Source organism: Massilia scottii, from assembly GCF_030846495.1.
In the GTDB taxonomy this organism is placed as follows: Bacteria; Pseudomonadota; Gammaproteobacteria; order Burkholderiales; family Burkholderiaceae_D; genus Telluria_A; species Telluria_A violaceinigra.
In genome coordinates this window covers 107,568-125,453 of sequence record NZ_JAVCWM010000001.1, presented here as the reverse complement: position 1 = coordinate 125,453, position 17,886 = coordinate 107,568, and the positions used below count along the sequence as shown (strand labels likewise).

Below are 17,886 nucleotides of genomic sequence, written 5' to 3'. Positions count from 1 at the left end.
GGCGCACCGCGACGGCGCGCTCGCACCGGCTTGGTGCGTTCGGTGCGCTATCGGCGTGTCACTAGAACTTCACGCCCATCGACACCGACAGGACATCGCGGTCGACCTGCGTGTTGTACACGCCACCCCACACCGGCAGGTACGCCACCTCGGCCGCGTAGCGCTTCAGGTATTCCATCCGCATCCCGACGTTCATCGTGCGGCGGCCCTCGCTGAGCAGGAAGTCGTACGACCATCCCTTCACTTCATGCTGCAGTTGCGCCCAGGCGTGCAGGTTCAGCCCTTTCACCACCTGCGCCATGCGCGCGTCCATCCGCACCCGGTAGGCATGGGCGTTGGGAGTGACGTAGCCGTCGGCGCTGCACTGGCGGGCGGCGTCGCTGCTGGTGACCGGGCAAGCCCCTTTGACGGGACCATTGCCATACTGGTCGGCGCGGCCATAGCGCCGCACTGCCGGATCGGGCAGCCCGGCGACGTGCTTGACCACGACCTCGCCCAGCGTGCTGATGGCAATCCCCCCCACCAGCGGCCAATCCTGCTGCACGCCCGCCTGCAGCTGAAAGGTGCGATAGCGGTCGTAGGTGTGATACAGCGCGCCTGGCGCGAGCGCATCGACATCCTTGCGCAGCAAGGTGACAATCGCAGGATTGAGGAATGCCGGCAAGGTGTCTCCGGGCGGCAGCTGGATCGGCTGATTGGGACGGTGGGTCAGCTCCCCGAACAGGATCCCGTGCGCGCGCCGGTGCGCGAGCGTCAGCGACGTCATGGCGATACCGCCCACGTATTCGGTGAAGTAGCGCATATTCTTGCCATCCGGGTCGCCCGCGATCAGGCCTGTGCCGGTCCGCTGTGCCTTGCGCACGCCCGGCAGCGGGTTGCGGCTGGTGTAGCGCGCATGATACAGGCCCACATCCAGGGCCAGCGGCGCCGACTTCCAGGTCAGCGCGGCGCCGTACTGGCGCTCGTCGACCGGCTCGGGATTGTCCATGCGCTTGACGAAAGCGCCGCGCGCCAGGCGTGCCCGGTCGCTGACGGGCATCGGTCCGGCAAAGGCCTGGTTGCAGCCTTGCGCGACGTAGTCTGTGGTAGCCCAGAAGGTGCCGCACAAGTCCATCGCCGACGGCCGGAAATGGGTTTGATAAAAACCCTCGACCCCGAAACCGCTGGACACCTCTGCGCGCGCGAACAGCATGGGCGCGGGCACCAGGGACTCCTGCGGCACGGCGTCGGCGCGCCGGCGCGCAGGGAAGTCGACCGCGTTAATCGCGGACAGGCCGCCCGGAAAACCGCCGCGCTCACCCCACGCCAGCGACTGCTGCCCCAGGCGCGCGAGCATGCGCACGCCATCGGCCTGCGCGCTGTGCTGGACGAAAACGTCGCCCAGCGCCACGCCCGAAAAACGCGACAGGCGTGCGCCGCCGGCGTCATCGAGCGGCTGCCCGGCGGCGTAGCCATTGATGCTGTTGCCCCAGGCGCGCGCATGGTCGCTCAGGGCGAAATCGTGCCAGGCCTTCACGCGTACCAGCGCACTGAGACTGCCCTCGCCGGCCGTCAGGTCGACATAGCCCTTGAGCGTGCGCGAGACGGCATCGCCACGCCGGAAGTTCAGGTTGGCGTCGTCGCTGTTCTGGCCCGCGCTGGCGACCCCGGACAGGCCTACGGCCGCCGCGTTATATGGAACCAGTAAATGCGGCGCCGATGCCTCGGTGCGAAAGCTCGCGCCGAAGCCGAGCCGCCCGCTGATGTTGGTCTCCAGCGCGTACGCCGGCGTTCCCGCCAGGGCGGCAACTGTGAAAGCGGCGTGAAAGTGCTTACGCCTGGGTCGATGCATGTGAAAGCCTGTCATAAGTTGCAGGGAGCCGTCGCGCCGGCGAACGATCCGCCGGCACGCGCCAGTTTATTTACTTTTGGTTACAAGCTCAATTTAACACGGTGATTAGCGCTTGTCACGGTAGTCAAGTACCCCAGACATCGGCCTCGGTAAAGCCCAGTTCCGCGAAATCCGGCGCCCGCTCTTCGCTCTCGCCACGGCTGTAGAATTCGTCGAGCTGCGGCGGCGCGACGCCAGTCCCGGCGAGCATGGCATGCACCTGCCCACGGTGGTGGATCTGGTGCTGGAACAGGTGCGCCAGCAGGCGCGCGGGCGTGTCGAGTTTGAGCCCGTCGTCGCGCAGGATGCCGACGTCGCGTGCGAGGGTGCCCTCGTCGAGCTGGCGGCAATAGGCGATCAGGCGCTGGTCGCACAATTTTTGGGCGGCCCACAGTTCGGCGCAGGTGGCAAACGGTTCTTCCGGCTCGAAAAAGGCTGCGCAATAGTCCGGATGGGGCTCGTCGCTGCGCGCCGCGCGTTCCATGGCGTCGATATAGAACCAGTCGACCGTCAGAATATGATTGAGCGTCATTTTGATCGACGGGAAAAAGCTGGTGCGCGTGGCCAGTTCAAACTCTTCCTGGGACAGTTCGGAGCAGGCACGCAGCAAGCGGTGATTGGCCCAGGCGTTGTTGTAGGCCTGGGCGATCAGGTAGCGCAAAAATTGGTTCATGATGTGACGATATGAAGTTGACGTGAGAAGCTAAGCGGATGCGCCATACAGCACCTCGGCGCGCTGGAACAGGATCCACGAGGTCGCGATGTATTTGTCGCCGCTGCATGCCACGTGGCCCTTGTGCGAATGGGTAAAGCCGGCCGGCGCGATGATCAGGCGCCCCTGGCGCGCTTCGATCCTGCGCTTCTGGTAGTAGAACTCCGTCTCGCCGCCCTCTTCCACGTCGTTCAGGTAGAACTGGAACAGCAGCGCGCGGTGCAGGCTCTCGCAGCTCGCGTTCTGCGGATAAATCTCGGAATGCCAGTGATGATAGCCGCCGCTGGCCTGTGCGTACTTTTGCACGTTGATCTGGCCGGCGCGGTACATGGTGCGCATCAGCTCATCGATATGGGCGGTGCCGCATTCGTCGAAATTTTCCGGCGACAGCGTCACCGGCTCGCCGGTGACCGGATGGATCACCTGGGGCGACAATGCGCCGATCAGCATCATGCGGTATTTGTTCATGTAGGCGCACAGATGCTCGCGCACCGCCTGCATCATGATGCCCGCCACGTCCTGCCACTCCTCGTGCGCCGAAATGGTCAGGTCGTAGCTGTCTTTCTTGGCCGTGTCGACGCCGTTGCCGGTCTTGCCACGCACGGCCTTGCCGCTGGCGCCGAAGCGCGCAATGATGGCCGCGCACTGCTCGCTCGTCAGGGCATTGTCGTAAATCTCGATGAAGTCGTCCAACGTCGGTCTCCGGATCTGGTTTTTCTGATACCGGCATAGTACACAAGGCGCGCCGCCGGGTCACTAGTCCGATTACACGGCGACGTTCCATTCCAGCCCGTGCGGCAGGGTGCGCGGGCCGAACACAAAGTGCAGCACCCGGCGCCGGCTCTGCCCGAGCGCCTTTGACGACGCATGCAGCAGCAGCGGGCGCATCACCAGCGCGCCGCCGACGCCGGCGATGCAGGCGACGGCCGGGGTTGCAGCGCGGACGGCTGGCAGGTCGGCTGGCGCAATCACGCCCGCGCGGTGCGACCCCGGCACCACCACCAGCGGGCCGTCGCCGACGCTGCACGGGTCCAGGTGCACGCGCACGGCCACCAGTTCCCGCAGCAGCGCCGGCGGCGCCTGCACGAACACGGCCCCTTCCTTGACTGACCAGCCGCGCAGAGCGGGTGCGTCGACGCGCGCCGCCACCGGAATGCTCAGGTCCTGGTGCATTGGCACCAGCCAGTTGCGGCCCGCCGACTTTTCAAAGTAGGTGCACTGCACCGCCAGCGCATCGGGGTCCAGGCAGGCGGCCAGCGCCGGATCGGCGCGCAGGCGCGCGGCCAGCGCGGCGCACCACGGTTGCGACAGCAGGCAGCGCGTGCCGCCCGAGACCGATGCAACCGGCTGAACCAGCTCGCCCAGCCGCGCGCATTCGGCCGGCGACAGCACATCGGGCGCCAGCGCATAGCCCAGCTGGCCGAAGTGCGCTCTCATTTGAGCGCCAGCGCGTCCGACGCCATCGCCGCGCTCAGGAAAATCCTGCCGTTAATCGCGCCAATCAAGTCGCTGGATTTCAGGCGGTCCATGACCGGCCCCTTGACTTCGGCCAGATGCAGGCCGATGCCGCGCTGGCGCAGTGCCAGATTCAGTTCGCCCAGCCCGAACAGGGCCGAGGTATCGATCGAGCTGACCGCCGTCATCACCAGCACCAGGTGGCGGGTGGCCGGATGCAGCGCCAGCTCGTCTTCGATGCGGGCGTTGACCGCTTCCACGTTGCCGAAGAAGAGATTGGCGTCGATGCGCAGCATCAGCACGTCGGGCACGGTGCCGGCCGGGTAGCGTTCGATATTGCGGAAATGCTCGGTGCCGGCGATGCGGCCCAGTACCGCGATATGCGGACGGCTGGCGCGCCAGATCAGGGTGCCGAGCGAGAGCAGCACGCCGAGGATGACGCCGTAGTCGACGCCCAGCGCGATCACGCCGCCCGCCGTCGCCAGCAGGGCCAGTGCGTCGCCGCGGTCGTAGCGCCATGCGGTGCGCAAGGTGTCCAGTTCCAGCATGCCGAGTACCGCCACGATAATGGTGGCGGCCAGCGCGGGCAGCGGCAGCAGCGCCAGCCAGCCGGTCGGCGCGACCAGCGCCAGTGCCAGCAGCACGCCGGTGATGATGCTCGCCAGCGGCGTGTTGGCGCCGGCCGCGAAATTCACGCCCGAACGCGACAGGCTGCCGGTGACCGGCAGGCCGCCCGTGAGCGCACTGCCGATGTTGGCCACACCCAGGCCGACCAGCTCCATATTACTTTGCAGTTTTTCCTGGCGCTTGAGCGCGAGCGTTTGCGCGGCCGACATCCCCAGCAAAAAGATCATGAAGCCGATCAGCAGCGCCGGCTGCAGCAGCGCGCGCCAGTGGGCACTGGAAGTGGCCAGGTTCAGGCCAGGCAGGCCGGAGGCGACTTCGCCGGTGCACTGCACGCCCAGCGCCGGCAGGTCCATCACGGCCGACAGCAGCGTGGCGCCGAGCACCACCAGCATGGGGGCGAGGCGCGCGCCGATATCGGCAACGCCGGCCGGCAGGCCGGCGCGGCGCAGCAGCGCCGCCAGGTAGTATTTTGCCAGCAGCAGCAAGACGATCGCCACGCCGCCCAGCAGTGCGCTCGGCACGTGCACCTGCGGCAGCGCGCCCCCGGCCAGCACCTTCAACTGGCCGAAGGCGATCACGATGGCAGCGCCGATGGTAAAGCCGCTCATGACCGGACGCGAGAAAAAATTGGCCACGTAGCCGAGCCGCAGCAGGCCGCACAGTAGCAGCACGGCGCCGGAAGCGAGGGCCAGTTGGGCGGCGAGCACGATATACAGGCCCGAGCCGGGCGCGGCGAGCGGCGCCAGGGCGGCAGCCGTCATGAGCGAGATGATCGCCATGGGGCCGACCGACTGGGTCATGCTCGATCCGAACAGCGCGTACAGAATGGGAGGAAGAATGCTGGCGTAGATGCCGGCGACCGGCGGCAGGCCGGCCACCAGGGCGTAGGCCATCCCCTGCGGGATCATCATGAGGGCGACGACGATGCCGGCGCTGATATCACCGGGCAGCAACGCGCGCCGGTAGTTTCTTAACCACTGCAGCATGCCCACTTGATCTGTTTATCCTTTGCGCCGGTGATGGCGGATTATACAGCAGCGCTGCGTCGCTCCCTCGGTGGCTACGACATCGCCAGTTCCACGCAGTTGCACCCCGCGCGCTTGGCCCGGCCCAGCGCCGCATCGACCCGCAGCATCAGCCCATCGGCGCTTTCCTGGTCGGCCAGCTGTCCCACGCCGAGCGAAATGGTGAGGCGGTCGCAGCCCGCGATATCGGTCTGGGCCACCGCCAGGCGGATCTTCTCGGCGATCTTGAGTGCGTCGATCGCGCTGTTATGCGGCACGATGATCAAAAATTCCTCGCCGCCCGAGCGTATCAGCACATCGCTGGCACGCAGCACCGCCTGGGTCACTTCCGCCACCGTGCGCAGCGCGGCATCGCCCACCGGATGGCCGAACTGGTCGTTGATGGCCTTGAAGCGGTCGATGTCGAAACCGATCAGCGCGAGCGGCACCTTGTAGCGGCGGGCGCGCTTGATTTCGAGTTCGAGCAGGTGCTCGCCGTGGCGCCGGTTGGCCACGCCGGTCAGTGCGTCGACCGTCGCCAGGTGCGTCACGCGCCCAAGCAAGGCTTCGTTCTCGCGGCTCATCGCGGCCATGCGCAGGCCGAAGCCGGCCAGCTGCGCCAGCGCCACGAACGAATCGAGTTCCTCCCCGCTGAACTGGCGCGCGCGCCCGAACATCAGGCACAGCGACCCGGCCAGGGCGCTGCCCGGCGCGGATCCCAGCGGCAGCCCGATGACCATCTCGACACCCTTGTCGACCAGGGACAGAGCCAGTTCCGGCTCGCCGGCCTTGGCTGGCGCGTCGAGCAAGGCCATCTCGTTGCTGCAGGCGGCGACCAGGCCCGGAAAGGCATGCCGCAGCGGCGACTGCAGCAGCCTGTCGCTGCGGTGAAGCACACGCGCCAGATTGAGCCCGGTGGGCGAATACTGCGCTTCGAGCTGCAGGTCACCCGGTACATCCATCCGGAACAGCGACGCGTGCACGGCGCCGGAAGCGTCGCACAGTGCCACGCAAATCTGTTCGGCCACGTTGGTAAGGTCGTCCACATCGACCAGCGCCTGTTGCAGCCGGGTTCTCAGGGCCAGCAGCGAGCGCAGGTCGTCCGCATGCGTTTCGGGTACGCTGGGCGTGTCCAGCTGCGCCGTGATCGCCCCGCGCAGGTCGGCATCGTCGAGCGGCGAAATGGCGTAGGCCAGCGGACCGAATTTCATCAGCGCAGGCAGCCAGCCGGCGCTGATGAAAGGACACAGGAGCAGCACCGGCGCACCGGCGCGGCACGCGATCAGTTCACCGAGCCCGTCGAGATCGAAGCTGCTGTCGAACCGTTCGAGGTCGATGATGAGCAGGTCGACCCGCTCCTGGCCCAGCAGGAGGTTGGCCTGCTCGGTGCCGTCGGCGATGAACAGGCGCGCGAACATGTCGGCGTACATGCCCTGGAAATCGACCCGACGCTGTCCTACCGGATTCAGATAAAGTCCAATCTGCTGCGACATCGGGTCTCCTTGAGCTCGAAAGCATGCGGCAGAAATACGCATTGGCAACATACCTTGCGTCCGCCCGACGTACAGTTTGCCATAAAGCACCAGAGCGGCAAACAGCAACACGTGCGGTGTGTGCGCGGGCGCACCGTCAGTGCGGCGCCCTGGTCAGATACTTCTCGTTCAAACGGAGGAAGCACCATGGCAAATACGGATGAGAACGGACTCGATTCACAGGTCGAGGCGGTCGCCGACAAGCAGCGCGCGATCCAGAGCAGGCAGGATCAGAAAGACGCCTCGGCCAGCAAGGAAGAAAGCAAGGAAGCGGTGCAGACGGGCGGCCCGGTGCAGCCGGCGCCGCCGCTGCCGTCGCAGCATCTGGTCAAACCCGGCATCGAAGCGTCGATGGAACTCAAGCCGCGCTTCATGGCCGAAGGCTACAAGGGCAGCGGCAAGCTTCAGGGGCAAACGGCCATCATCACCGGCGGCGACTCCGGCATCGGGCGCGCGGTGGCCGTGCTGTTCGCGCGCGAAGGCGCCGATGTGGCGATTTTCTACCTGAACGAGCACGAAGACGCGCAGGAAACCAAGCGCTGCATCGAGGCTGAAGGCCAGCGCTGCATCACGGTGGCGGGCGACGTCAAGGACATGGCGTTCTGCAAGGAAGCCGTCGACAAGGTCGTGGCCGAATTCGGCCGCCTCGATGTGCTGGTCAATAACGCCGCCTTCCAGGAACATGCGGAGTCGCTGCTGGACCTGACCGAGGAGCGCTTCGATGAAACGATGCGCACCAATATCTACGGCTACTTCCACATGGCCAAGGCCGCCCTGCCCTATCTCAAGCGCGGCGCGGCGATCATCAACACCGGGTCGGTCACCGGGCTGCAGGGTTCGGGCAAGCTGCTCGATTATTCGGCCACCAAGGGCGCGATCCACGCGTTCACGATGTCGCTGGCGTCCAATCTGCTGGACCAGGGCATCCGCGTCAATGCGATTGCGCCGGGGCCGGTATGGACCCCGCTTAATCCGGCCGACCAGCCACCGGAGAAGATCGCCGAGTTCGGGCAGAGCACCGACATGCGCCGTCCGGCCCAGCCGGAGGAGCTCTCGCCGGCGTATGTGTTCCTGGCCTCGGCGGTGTGTTCGAGCTATATCACCGGCATCGTGTTGCCGGTCACCGGCAGCGTAGGCAGCTAAGGAAAGGACCGGCATATGGGACGCAGTCTATGGAAAGGCGCCATCAGCTTCGGGCTGGTGCATATTCCGGTCGAGATGTATCCGGCCGTGCGCGACAACGCGCTCGACCTGACCATGCTCGACCGCCGCGATTTCTCGCCGGTCGGCTTCAAGCGCTATAACAAGGGGAACAACAAGGAAGTGGTGTGGGACGACATCGTCAAGGGCTACGAGTACAGCGACGGCGAATACGTCGTGCTGTCCGAGGAAGACCTGCGCCGGGCGAACCCCGAGGCGACCGGCACCATCGACATTTTAGCGTTTGTGGATGCCGAGACGGTGCCGCTGCTGTATTACGAGCAGCCCTACTATCTGGCGCCCGGCAAGGGCGGCGACAAGGTGTATGCGCTGCTGCGCGAAACCTTGCGCAAGGTCGGCAAGATCGGCATCGCCACGGTGGTCATCCGCGTCAAGCAGCATCTGGCGGCGCTGGTGTGCGAGGGCGACACGATTGTGCTCAACACGCTGCGCTACAGCGACGAAATTCGTCCGGCCGATGAACTGAAGATCCCGACCGCCAAGTCGAAAGCCGCCGCCATCTCGGACAAGGAACTGAAGATGGCGATGGCGCTGGTCGAAGGCATGAGCGAAGACTGGGAGCCGGAGCAGTACCACGACACCTACCGCGAGGACATCCTGGCGCTGGTCGAGAAGAAGGTCAAGGCCAGACAGACCAAGACCATCACCATGCCGGAGAAGGAAAAGGCGCCTGCCAGCAAAGGCAACGTCATCGACCTGGTGGCGCTGCTGCAGCAAAGCCTGGGCAAAAAGCCCGGCAAGGGCAAGGCGGCCAACGACGAGGATGATGGCGACGAGGACGAGGAAGCGCCGCCGGCCAAACCGCGCAAGACGGCATCGAAAACCACCAGCACCAGGGCCGTAGCCAAGAGCGCGGCGAAAACGGCCGCGAAGCCGGCGGCCAAGACCAAGGCGGCACCGGCCAAGGCTGCGCCGGCGCGGCGCAAGGCCGCGTAAAACGACAGGAATAGCAACAGGAGCCGCATGGAAGAGATTTTCGCTTTACTCGAGTGGCCGGCCATGGCAATCAGCCTTGCCGCCGCATGGTGGATGGGGTCCAAAAAGCCCGGCAAGCGCATCGTGGCGTTCTCGATGCTCATCGTCGGGAACCTGATGTGGATCGCCTGGGGCTGGGGCGAAGCGGCCTGGGCGCTCATCGCGCTCAACGTTGGGCTCCTCGCCCTCAACGTGCGCGGTATTCGCAAGAACGAGGATGCCTGACTATCTGACACCAACGATATTCATGTGATAATGTTAATTGCTTCGCAGCGCAGTTGCCGATAACAAGCTGCCAACGTTTAACAGGACATCACCATGAAATTTACCACCTTGGCAGCCGCCGCGCTGTTCTCATTGACCACCGGCGCGGCGCTTGCCGACGTCACCGAGCAGGATGCCATTCAAGCCCAGGTTGCCTCCGCGATGGCCTCGGGCGACTACGCCCTCGCAAAGTGCCCCAAGCTGAGCGTCGACAAGGAACGCCTGGCCGAACAAGTTAAAAAATCCGGCAAGACGGCGGAACAATTGCGCGCGACGGAGGAATACGCCGAACAACGCAACGTGGTCGAGACCATGGCGAAAGGCGAAAAAGGCTATATGGTGTGCATGGTGCTGTCGCGCGCCCATGGCGGATATGGTCGCGGCATCGTCGTCGAGAAAGAATAGCCGCCGAATTGTCGTCGATTGCTTATACCTATCGGTAGGATATATTTAATTACCTTTGACTAAATAGTTGGCTCATCTACACTCCTCGCATCGAATCACCACTGAGGAGTTGCAAGCATGAGCCAAGACCAACAGATCACTACCGCCGCCGGCATTCCGGTCGCCGATAACCAGAACTCCATCAGCGCCGGTCCACGCGGGCCCTTGCTGCTGCAGGACTTCCACCTGATCGAAAAGCTCCAGCACTTCAACCGCGAGCGCATTCCCGAGCGCGTGGTACACGCCAAAGGGTCGGGCGCCTACGGCACCTTCACCGTCACGCATGACATCCGCCACCTCACCAAAGCGAAACTGTTCAGCGAAATCGGCAAGAAAACCGAGACCTTCGCCCGCTTCTCCACCGTTGGCGGTGAGCGCGGCAGCGCCGACACCGAACGCGACCCGCGCGGCTTCGCCCTGCGCTTCTACACCGAGGAAGGCAACTGGGACCTGGTTGGCAATAACACGCCGATGTTCTTCATCAAGGACCCGATCAAGTTCCCCGACTTCATCCACACCCAAAAGCGCTGCCCGCGCAGCAACCTGAAGTCGGCGCACATGATGTTCGACTTCTGGAGCAAGGCCCCGGAAAGCCTGCACCAGGTGACGATGCTGTTTTCCGACCGTGGCACCCCGGACGGCTACCGCCACATGGACGGTTTCGGCAGCCACACCTATAGCCTGATCAATGCCGCCGGCGAACGTGTCTACGTCAAGTGGCACTTCAAGACGCGCCAGGGCATCAAGAATCTCTCTGCGGCCGAGGCGGCGCGCATCGCCGGCGAAGATCCGGACTACGCCCAGCGCGACCTGTTCGGCGCCATCGAACGCGGCGAGTTTCCGCAGTGGGAAGTGCGCCTCCAGGTGGCGACCGAGCAGCAGCTGGACGACTGGGAAGCGCGCACCGGCTGGAATCCGTTCGACCTGACCAAGGTCTGGCCGCACCGCGACTTCCCGCTGCACCCAGTCGGCATCTTTGAACTCAACCGCAATCCCGACAACTACCACGCCGAAGTCGAACAGGTGGCGTTTTCGCCGGCGAACGCGGTACCGGGCATGGGCTACTCGCCGGACAAGATGCTGCAAGGCCGCCTGTTCGCCTACCACGACGCCCAGCTGTACCGCGTCGGCACCAACCACCAGCACCTGCCGGTCAATGCGCCACGCTGCCCGTTCCACAACCAGCAGCGCGATGGCACGATGGCGGTGCACAATGGCGGCGCGGCGCAGAATTACGCCACCGTCAACGCGGTTGGCAGCGCACCGCGCGGCATGGGTCACGGCGAACCTGAACTGGAACTGCGCGGCGGCGCCGGACGCTTCGATGGCCGTGGCATGGAAGACGACTACACCCAGGCCGGCAATCTGTTCCGTCTTCTCACGCCACAAGAGAAACTGAACCTGTGCGCCAACCTGGCCGGGCCCCTCAGCCAGGTCAACGACGAAATCCTGCAGCGCCAGCTGGCGCACTTCGACAAGGCCGACAGCGCCTATGGCGCCGGCGTACGGGCCGCGCTGAACATCAGGTAAGCGCCATGCGCGCGGGCTCCCCAGGCCCGCGCGCAACCGTCAGTCCGTCTTGAAGCCCAGCTTCTTCATGGCGGCCGTCAGCGTCCTGGCGGCCTTGGCGTAGCCGGCCCACGGTTCATTGCCGTGATCGAGCCGCGTGTGCACGGTTTGCACGGTCCACTGCGCGCCCGACTTGAGCGCGGCCAGTTCATCCCACCCAACCGGCACCGAAATCCCCAGCCCCGGCCGCACGCGCGCCGACCAAGCGCATGCCGTGGTGGCGCCGCGCCCGTTGCGCAGGTAATCGATGAAGATCTTGCCGACCCGGTTTTTCGGCCCGCTCTTGAACGCAAAGCGATCCGGCAGCGTGGCCGCCAGATGGCGCACCACTTCCTGCGAAAAATCCTTCACCGTATCCCAATCGAGCCCGCCCTTGAGCGGCACCACCACGTGCAAGCCCTTGCCGCCGCTGGTCTTCAGAAAACACGGCAGCCCCAGTTCGTCGAGAAAAGCGTGCATCAGCTGCGCCGCTTCCTGGATGGCGGCCCAGTCGACGCCCTCGCCCGGGTCCAGGTCGAACACCATGCGGTTGGGCGTCTCGTAGCTTTTGCCGATCGCGTTCTGGGTATGAAACTCCACCACATTCCACTGCGCCGCCGACAAAATGCCGCCCACGCTCCCTACTTCCAGCATCGGCGGATGCTCGGGATCGAGCGCCGGGTCCATCTGCTTCACGCCCGGCAGCTTGTCCACCTCCGCATGCTTCTGGAAAAACAGCTCGCCGCCCACGCCGGACGGTGCGCGCACCAGCGACACCGGGCGGCCCTTGAGGTGTTCCATCATCAGCGCGCCGACCAGCGCGTAGTAGCGAATCAGTTCGATCTTGGTGGTGCCGCTTTTCTCGTCGATCACCCGCTCGCCATTGGTCACCTTCAGGGTGGCCGGCAGCTTGTTCTCCGGCGCCGCCGGTTCCGCCTTCCTGGTTGCGGCCCTGGCCTTGGGTTTGGCCGCCGTCGTTGTTTGCGTCTGCATCGTATCCTCCATATGTTTGGCCACTTCGCGCCGGATGTCCCTGGCCGGCTTGTCGCTGCGCAGGCCCTGGAATACCGCGTGGCGGATTGCCCCCGCACTGGTCCACTCGGCAAAGCTGACCTCCGCGATCAGCGTGGGCTTGACCCAGTGATGCTTGCGGCCCGCGACCGCCTTGGGCGGGAACGGACTCTCGTCGGTATCGAGGGCGCTTAATTTGTCTCTCAGGTCGCGCAGCACGGTCTGGGTAAAGCCGCTGCCGACGTTGCCGGCGTACTGCAGCACGCCATCCTTGTCGTGGATCCCGAGCAGCAGCGAACCGATGCCGGCGCGCGAACCCTGCGGGTCGGTATAGCCGCCGATGACGAATTCCTGGCGCTGGCCGCATTTGAGCTTGATCCAGTCGGGCGAACGGCGCGTGACGTAGCGCGAGTCGCGCCGCTTGCCGATCACCCCTTCCAGTCCCAGCTTGCAGGCGGCAACGACCAGCTCCTCGGGATCGGTGCCGAATTCGCCTGAGAAGCGCACCACCTCGGACGCCCCCTTTTCGAGCGCGGCGCCGAGCAGCGCGCGGCGCGCTTCGAGCGGTACCCCGCGCAGGTCGTATCCCTTGAAGTACGGTGCATCGAACAGGAAGTACACGATATCGGCGGTATTGGAGCCATCGAACGCCAGCTGCAGCAGGCCGAAGTTGGGCCGGCCGTTCTCGTCATGCACCACGATCTCGCCGTCGTACCAGCCATCGGGCAGCTTGAGTTTGACAAGTTCTTTTTGCAGCGGTTCGAGCTTGTGGGTCCAGTCGTGGCCATTGCGGGTGAACAGCTGCACCTGCTTCCCCTCGATCCGGGCCAGCACGCGATAGCCGTCGAACTTGACCTCGAAGATCCAGTTGGCAGGGTCCGACGGCGGCTGGTCGACCAGGGTGGCCAGTTCCGGCGAAAGCGTCTCCGGCAGCGCGGCCTTGACCGCCTCTGCGGGCATGCCACGGCTGCCGGCCTTCGGCGCCGTTTTTGCGGGCGCTGGCGCCGTGGCTGCCGATCTGGCCTTCGATTTGACCGCTTTGGCGCCCGGCATGGGCAGTTTGCTGACGCTGTCGGGCAGCTCGTCGACGACCGAGAACTCGGCGGCGGGCCTGGTGTAATCGTCCTTTTCCTTGATCAGCAGCCAGGGCTCCTGCTTTTCGCCCTTGCCCTTCATCCGCACCAGCACCCACTTGCCGTGCATTTTATGGCCGTGCATTTCGAACTTGAGGTTCCCGCTCTCGTAACCCTTGCGCGGATCGTCGAGCGGCTGCCAGGTGCCCTTGTCCCAGATGATCACCTTGCCGGCGCCGTACTGCTTTTCCGGGATCGTACCCTCGAAGCTGGAGTACGATATCGGGTGGTCCTCGACGTGGACCGCCATCCGCTTGTCCCTGGTATCGTAGCTGGGCCCCTTGGGCACGGCCCAGCTTTTCATGGTGCCGTCCAGTTCCAGCCGAAAGTCGTAGTGCAGCCGGCTGGCCCAGTGCTTCTGGATGACGAAGGTCAGCGCACCGGGTGCCGATTCGCCGCCTTCGGCCGGTTCGGACGTAATCGAGAAGTTGCGCTTGGACTTATAGACCTTCAATGCATCCGGCATGGCGGCGACCTTTGCTTGGTGTTTTTTTGCCGAGTCTAGAGCCAGGCGGGCCGAACGACTGTTCGCCAGCTAACTGAGCCGATTGTAAGTAGTTGTAAATCGCGTCAACTGATGCAGATGTGGCCGCGTTAGTGACTCTGTAGCACCCAAGAATAGCTCCACCATATAACCATACTGAGGAAACACCATGAAAAAAGTTATCGCATCGCTGGTCGCCGGTCTGTTCGCTACCTCGGTTTTTGCCCAGGCTCCTGCCGCTCCTGCTGCTACCGCACCAGCAGTCAAAGCTGAAGCAAAAGAAACGAAAGCAGTCGCCAAAGCCGACGCAAAAGAAGCCAAAGCCGATGCCAAAGCCGATGCAAAAGTAGAAAAAGCGCAGGCCGAAGCCAAGTCGGACGTCACTGAAGCCAACGCCGATGCCACCAAATCGAAAGCCAAAGCGCGTGCCAAGGCTACAAAAGCCAAGGCAGAAGCCAAAGCCGACAAAGCTGTCGACAATGCAGAAGCCAAAAAAGACGCAGCAATGAAGTAAGTTGTCCCGGTAGTCGGAAGAAAAAGACAGGTCGCCTGTCTTTTTTTTCGTCCGGATTTTCATGCGCACCCTCACGAAATTCCCTAAGGAAACCTGCTTTCGCCGGTAAAGTGTGTGCCTTGCCTCTTTTTGTAAGCCTTTTCCAACCCCTTTTTTCCCGATGCTCCGTTTCACAGGCAATGCCGGCACGACCGGCCAACCGGAGCCTCCCATGTTCAACCGATTCCTCAGCGCGGCGCTGTTGTTCCTCGCCTGCCCCCTCACCCACGCAACCCGGTTCATGCCTGAACCACGGCCGGTGCGCCTGATGCCCACGCAAACGGCGGCCCAGCCGATCGAGCTGCAGCAGCTGACCGTCAATGCCGTCATCAGCGGCAACATGGCCCGGACGACCGTGCGCATGGTGTTCTACAACCCGAACCCGCGCCAGCTCGAAGGCACGCTGCAGTTTCCCCTGCTCGAGGGCCAGCAGATCAACGCTTTTGCCCTCGACATCGGCGGCAAGATGCGCCCTGCGGTTCCTGTGGAAAAGGAGCGTGGCCGCGCCGTGTTCGAGGAAATCGTGCGCCGCCGCGTCGACCCGGCCCTGCTCGAAGTCACGCAGGGGAACAACTTCAAGCTGCGCGTGTATCCGATCATGGCGCGCAGTACGCGCACGGTGGAGCTGACCTACGGTGAAGCGCTGCCACACCATGGCGGCCGGTCTACCTACCGGCTGCCGCTTGAATACGGAAAGGTGCGCAACATGGACGTGACCATCCGCGTGAACGGCGCCGCCACGGCGCCAGTGGTGGACGGCCTTGAAACCGGGCTGCATTTCGACTCCAGGGCGGGCGCATATGAAGCCCGGATGCGGCGCCAGGACGTGACTGCCAGCGGAAACATCGTTGTCCAAACCGCCACCGGCAGCAAAGCGCGCGTCTACACAGAGAAACGCCTCGGCGAATCGTGGTTCCTGGCAGAGATACCGGTTGCGCAAGCCATGGAGCGGCGTACGCCGGCGCGTATCATCGGGCTGTTGTGGGATAGCTCCGGATCGGCCGAGAAGCGCGACATCAACGCCGAACTGGCCAGCCTCGATCAGTACTTCCGCGCGCTCGGATCGGTGCAAGTGCGCCTGGCACGTTTGCGCGACCGCCCGGAAGCGCGCCAAGTGTTCGATATCCGCGGCGGTGACTGGCGCGCACTGCGGTGCGCGCTGGAAAGCACCCGTTACGACGGCGCCAGCGCACTCAATGACTGGAAACCGGAAGCGGATGTCGACCAGTACCTGCTCTTCAGCGACGGCCTGTCCAACTACGGACCGGGCAAAGCGCCCGTGCTGGCGCCGCACCAGTCGCTGTTTGCACTGACCTCGTCGCCGTCGGCCGATACCGGCCGCCTTGCCGCGCTGGCTGAACGCCACAACGGCCAGTTCATCTGGATCGATCAGCGCGCACCGGGAAGCATTACCACTGCGCTGACGTTCATGCCGGCGCGCGTCGAACATGTGTCGGCGACCGGCGCGACCGACATTCAAGCCGGCACGGGCACGGTCGACGGCGGGATGCTGCGCATCGCAGGGCGCCTGCTTGCGCCCGACGCCATCTTGTCCGTCACGCTGGCAAACAGGGCAAAGACCGACACCGTCAAACTGCAGGTGGGCGCCGACGCGCCGCAGCATCCGCTGGCCGCATTGACATGGGCGGCACTGCGCCTGCGCGCGCTCGAAGCGGACGCCGACCTGCATCGCGCCGAAATTGCCCGCATCGGACGCCGCTTCGGCATCCCGACGCGGGATACGTCGCTGATCGTGCTTGAGACGCTTGACGACTATGTGCGCTACGAGATCGAGCCGCCGGCCGACTATATTGACGCCTGGCGCAAGCGTAAGGAGCACCTCAGCGCCGATCGGCGCGCCGCGCGGGTGAAGCACCTTGACGAGGTAGTGATGAATTTCCAGAACCGTACGGCATGGTGGAATACCACGTTCCCACGCGCGCGGGCGAAGCCCGCGCCGGAGTCCAGCCAGGGATACCTGCGGCCTGCGATGGCGGCGCCAGCGGCTTCCGCGCCACCGGCGGCAAATGTATCGGGCGAACTGGCGAGGTTTTCACCGGCAGCGGATGCAAAGATGGAGTTCAAGCCGGCATTGCAAGGCCTGGCGAGTGAACAAATGAAGGAGAAAAACGTGCCCGCGATCGGCATGGGCCTGAAAAAATGGGTGCCGAACGCGCCCTACATCAAGCGCTTGCGCGACGCCGATCCCGGCACCGCGTACGCCATTTATCTCGACCAGAAACCGGACTACGCCAACAGCAGCGCGTTTTACCTCGACGCGGCCGACATCCTGCTGGAGAAAGGCCAGCGCGACCTGGCGCTGCGGGTGCTGTCCAACCTGGCCGAGATGGACCTGGAAAACCGCGCGGTGCTGCGCATCCTCGGCTATCGCCTGCTTCAGGCCGGTGCGCCGCAACTGGCGGTGCCGGTATTCGAGAAGGTGCTGCGCCTGGCCGGTGAAGAACCGCAGTCCTGGCGCGACCTCGGCCTGGCGCTGGCGGCCACCGGCCGCACTCAGGAAGCCATCGACACGCTGTACGAGGTCGTCGAGCGCCCGTGGAACGGCCGTTTTCCGGATGTCGAGACCATCGTCCTGGCTGAAATGAATGCCATTGTCGCGGCTTCTGCAAAGCCGCTGGACGTGCGCCGCATCGATCCGCGCCTGCGCGCCAACCTGCCGCTCGACTTGCGCGTGGTGCTGACGTGGGACGCCGACAACAGCGATATGGACCTGTGGGTGACGGCGCCGGATGGCGAAAGATCGAGCTATGAAAACCGGATGTCGAGCCAGGGCGCGCGCATGTCGAACGATTTCATGGGGGGATACGGGCCGGAGGAGTTTTCGCTGCGCCGCGCCGCGCCAGGAAAATACCGGATCGAGGCAAACTACTACGGCAACAGCCAGCAGGTGGTGGCGGGCGCCACGACCTTGCAGGTCAAGCTGTTTACCGCGTTCGGTACGCCGCGCCAGAAAGAGCAGTCCATTACGCTGCGCCTGAAAGAGCGCAGCGAAACGGTGTTTGTCGGTGAGTTCGAGGTCAATCCCTGAAGAG

Annotated in this window: 14 protein-coding genes; 7 read left to right on the top strand and 7 right to left on the bottom strand. The window is 64.6% G+C overall.

Annotated elements, in window-relative coordinates:
* Positions 1-61: 61 nt before the first annotated feature.
* From RBA41_RS00515 to RBA41_RS00490, 6 genes are all read right to left on the bottom strand, one after another.
* Positions 62-1,831, bottom strand: coding sequence for a DUF1302 domain-containing protein (locus RBA41_RS00515; protein ID WP_306619922.1), 1,770 nt, complete (start codon positions 1,829-1,831; stop codon positions 62-64).
* Between the two features lie 124 nt (positions 1,832-1,955).
* Positions 1,956-2,543, bottom strand: a complete 588-nt coding sequence (locus RBA41_RS00510) for a DinB family protein (protein ID WP_306619920.1) — start codon at positions 2,541-2,543, stop codon at positions 1,956-1,958.
* 30 nt (positions 2,544-2,573) lie between these two features.
* On the bottom strand, positions 2,574-3,275 hold the full coding sequence (locus RBA41_RS00505; RefSeq protein WP_306619918.1) for a 2OG-Fe(II) oxygenase: 702 nt from the start codon (positions 3,273-3,275) through the stop codon (positions 2,574-2,576).
* A 72-nt stretch (positions 3,276-3,347) separates the two neighbouring features.
* The gene (locus RBA41_RS00500; protein ID WP_306619916.1) at positions 3,348-4,019 is read right to left on the bottom strand and encodes a phytanoyl-CoA dioxygenase family protein; all 672 of its coding nucleotides are present in this window, start codon (positions 4,017-4,019) and stop codon (positions 3,348-3,350) included.
* On the bottom strand, positions 4,016-5,650 hold the full coding sequence (locus RBA41_RS00495) for a SulP family inorganic anion transporter (protein WP_306619914.1): 1,635 nt from the start codon (positions 5,648-5,650) through the stop codon (positions 4,016-4,018). Before RBA41_RS00495 ends, RBA41_RS00500 begins: the two co-directional genes overlap by 4 nt.
* A gap of 74 nt (positions 5,651-5,724) precedes the next feature.
* Positions 5,725-7,161, bottom strand: a complete 1,437-nt coding sequence (locus RBA41_RS00490) for a GGDEF domain-containing protein (protein WP_306619912.1) — start codon at positions 7,159-7,161, stop codon at positions 5,725-5,727.
* Positions 7,162-7,347: 186 nt separating this feature from the next.
* Between RBA41_RS00490 and RBA41_RS00485 the strand changes: the two genes are divergently transcribed.
* The 5 genes from RBA41_RS00485 (at position 7,348) to RBA41_RS00465 (ending at position 11,634) form a co-directional block, all read left to right on the top strand.
* Entirely contained in the window at positions 7,348-8,343 is a 996-nt protein-coding gene (locus tag RBA41_RS00485; RefSeq protein ID WP_306619910.1) for an SDR family oxidoreductase, read from the top strand.
* 15 nt (positions 8,344-8,358) lie between these two features.
* On the top strand, positions 8,359-9,357 hold the full coding sequence (gene ku, locus RBA41_RS00480) for a non-homologous end joining protein Ku (protein ID WP_306619908.1): 999 nt from the start codon (positions 8,359-8,361) through the stop codon (positions 9,355-9,357).
* Between the two features lie 27 nt (positions 9,358-9,384).
* The gene (locus RBA41_RS00475) at positions 9,385-9,621 is read left to right on the top strand and encodes a hypothetical protein (RefSeq protein ID WP_306619906.1); all 237 of its coding nucleotides are present in this window, start codon (positions 9,385-9,387) and stop codon (positions 9,619-9,621) included.
* Positions 9,622-9,714: 93 nt separating this feature from the next.
* Positions 9,715-10,065 carry a hypothetical protein gene (locus tag RBA41_RS00470; RefSeq protein WP_306619904.1) on the top strand — a complete coding sequence of 117 codons (351 nt, stop codon included), beginning with the start codon at positions 9,715-9,717 and terminating at the stop codon, positions 10,063-10,065.
* A gap of 117 nt (positions 10,066-10,182) precedes the next feature.
* On the top strand, positions 10,183-11,634 hold the full coding sequence (locus tag RBA41_RS00465; protein WP_306619902.1) for a catalase: 1,452 nt from the start codon (positions 10,183-10,185) through the stop codon (positions 11,632-11,634).
* A 39-nt stretch (positions 11,635-11,673) separates the two neighbouring features.
* On the opposite strand, the gene ligD is transcribed toward RBA41_RS00465, so the two are convergent.
* Positions 11,674-14,262, bottom strand: coding sequence for a DNA ligase D (gene ligD, locus RBA41_RS00460; protein WP_306619900.1), 2,589 nt, complete (start codon positions 14,260-14,262; stop codon positions 11,674-11,676).
* 187 nt (positions 14,263-14,449) lie between these two features.
* Between ligD and RBA41_RS00455 the strand changes: the two genes are divergently transcribed.
* Positions 14,450-14,794 (top strand): hypothetical protein, encoded by a 345-nt coding sequence (locus RBA41_RS00455; RefSeq protein ID WP_306619898.1) that lies wholly within the window; start codon positions 14,450-14,452, stop codon positions 14,792-14,794.
* A 211-nt stretch (positions 14,795-15,005) separates the two neighbouring features.
* A complete protein-coding gene (locus RBA41_RS00450; RefSeq protein WP_306619896.1) occupies positions 15,006-17,882 on the top strand; it encodes a DUF2135 domain-containing protein in 2,877 nt (958 codons plus the stop codon).
* The last annotated feature ends 4 nt before the right edge of the window (positions 17,883-17,886 follow it).

What these genes read in the sequence shown, in the direction of transcription:
- RBA41_RS00475 (WP_306619906.1), top strand. Translation starts at nt 9,385, where the DNA reads ATGGAAGAGATTTTCGCTTTACTCGAGTGGCCGGCCATGGCAATCAGC.
- RBA41_RS00490 (WP_306619912.1), bottom strand. Translation starts at nt 7,161, where the DNA reads ATGTCGCAGCAGATTGGACTTTATCTGAATCCGGTAGGACAGCGTCGG.
- RBA41_RS00450 (WP_306619896.1), top strand. Translation starts at nt 15,006, where the DNA reads ATGTTCAACCGATTCCTCAGCGCGGCGCTGTTGTTCCTCGCCTGCCCC.
- RBA41_RS00500 (WP_306619916.1), bottom strand. Translation starts at nt 4,019, where the DNA reads ATGAGAGCGCACTTCGGCCAGCTGGGCTATGCGCTGGCGCCCGATGTG.
- ligD (WP_306619900.1), bottom strand. Translation starts at nt 14,262, where the DNA reads ATGCCGGATGCATTGAAGGTCTATAAGTCCAAGCGCAACTTCTCGATT.
- RBA41_RS00465 (WP_306619902.1), top strand. Translation starts at nt 10,183, where the DNA reads ATGAGCCAAGACCAACAGATCACTACCGCCGCCGGCATTCCGGTCGCC.
- RBA41_RS00515 (WP_306619922.1), bottom strand. Translation starts at nt 1,831, where the DNA reads ATGCATCGACCCAGGCGTAAGCACTTTCACGCCGCTTTCACAGTTGCC.
- RBA41_RS00510 (WP_306619920.1), bottom strand. Translation starts at nt 2,543, where the DNA reads ATGAACCAATTTTTGCGCTACCTGATCGCCCAGGCCTACAACAACGCC.
- RBA41_RS00485 (WP_306619910.1), top strand. Translation starts at nt 7,348, where the DNA reads ATGGCAAATACGGATGAGAACGGACTCGATTCACAGGTCGAGGCGGTC.
- RBA41_RS00495 (WP_306619914.1), bottom strand. Translation starts at nt 5,650, where the DNA reads ATGCTGCAGTGGTTAAGAAACTACCGGCGCGCGTTGCTGCCCGGTGAT.
- ku (WP_306619908.1), top strand. Translation starts at nt 8,359, where the DNA reads ATGGGACGCAGTCTATGGAAAGGCGCCATCAGCTTCGGGCTGGTGCAT.
- RBA41_RS00470 (WP_306619904.1), top strand. Translation starts at nt 9,715, where the DNA reads ATGAAATTTACCACCTTGGCAGCCGCCGCGCTGTTCTCATTGACCACC.
- RBA41_RS00455 (WP_306619898.1), top strand. Translation starts at nt 14,450, where the DNA reads ATGAAAAAAGTTATCGCATCGCTGGTCGCCGGTCTGTTCGCTACCTCG.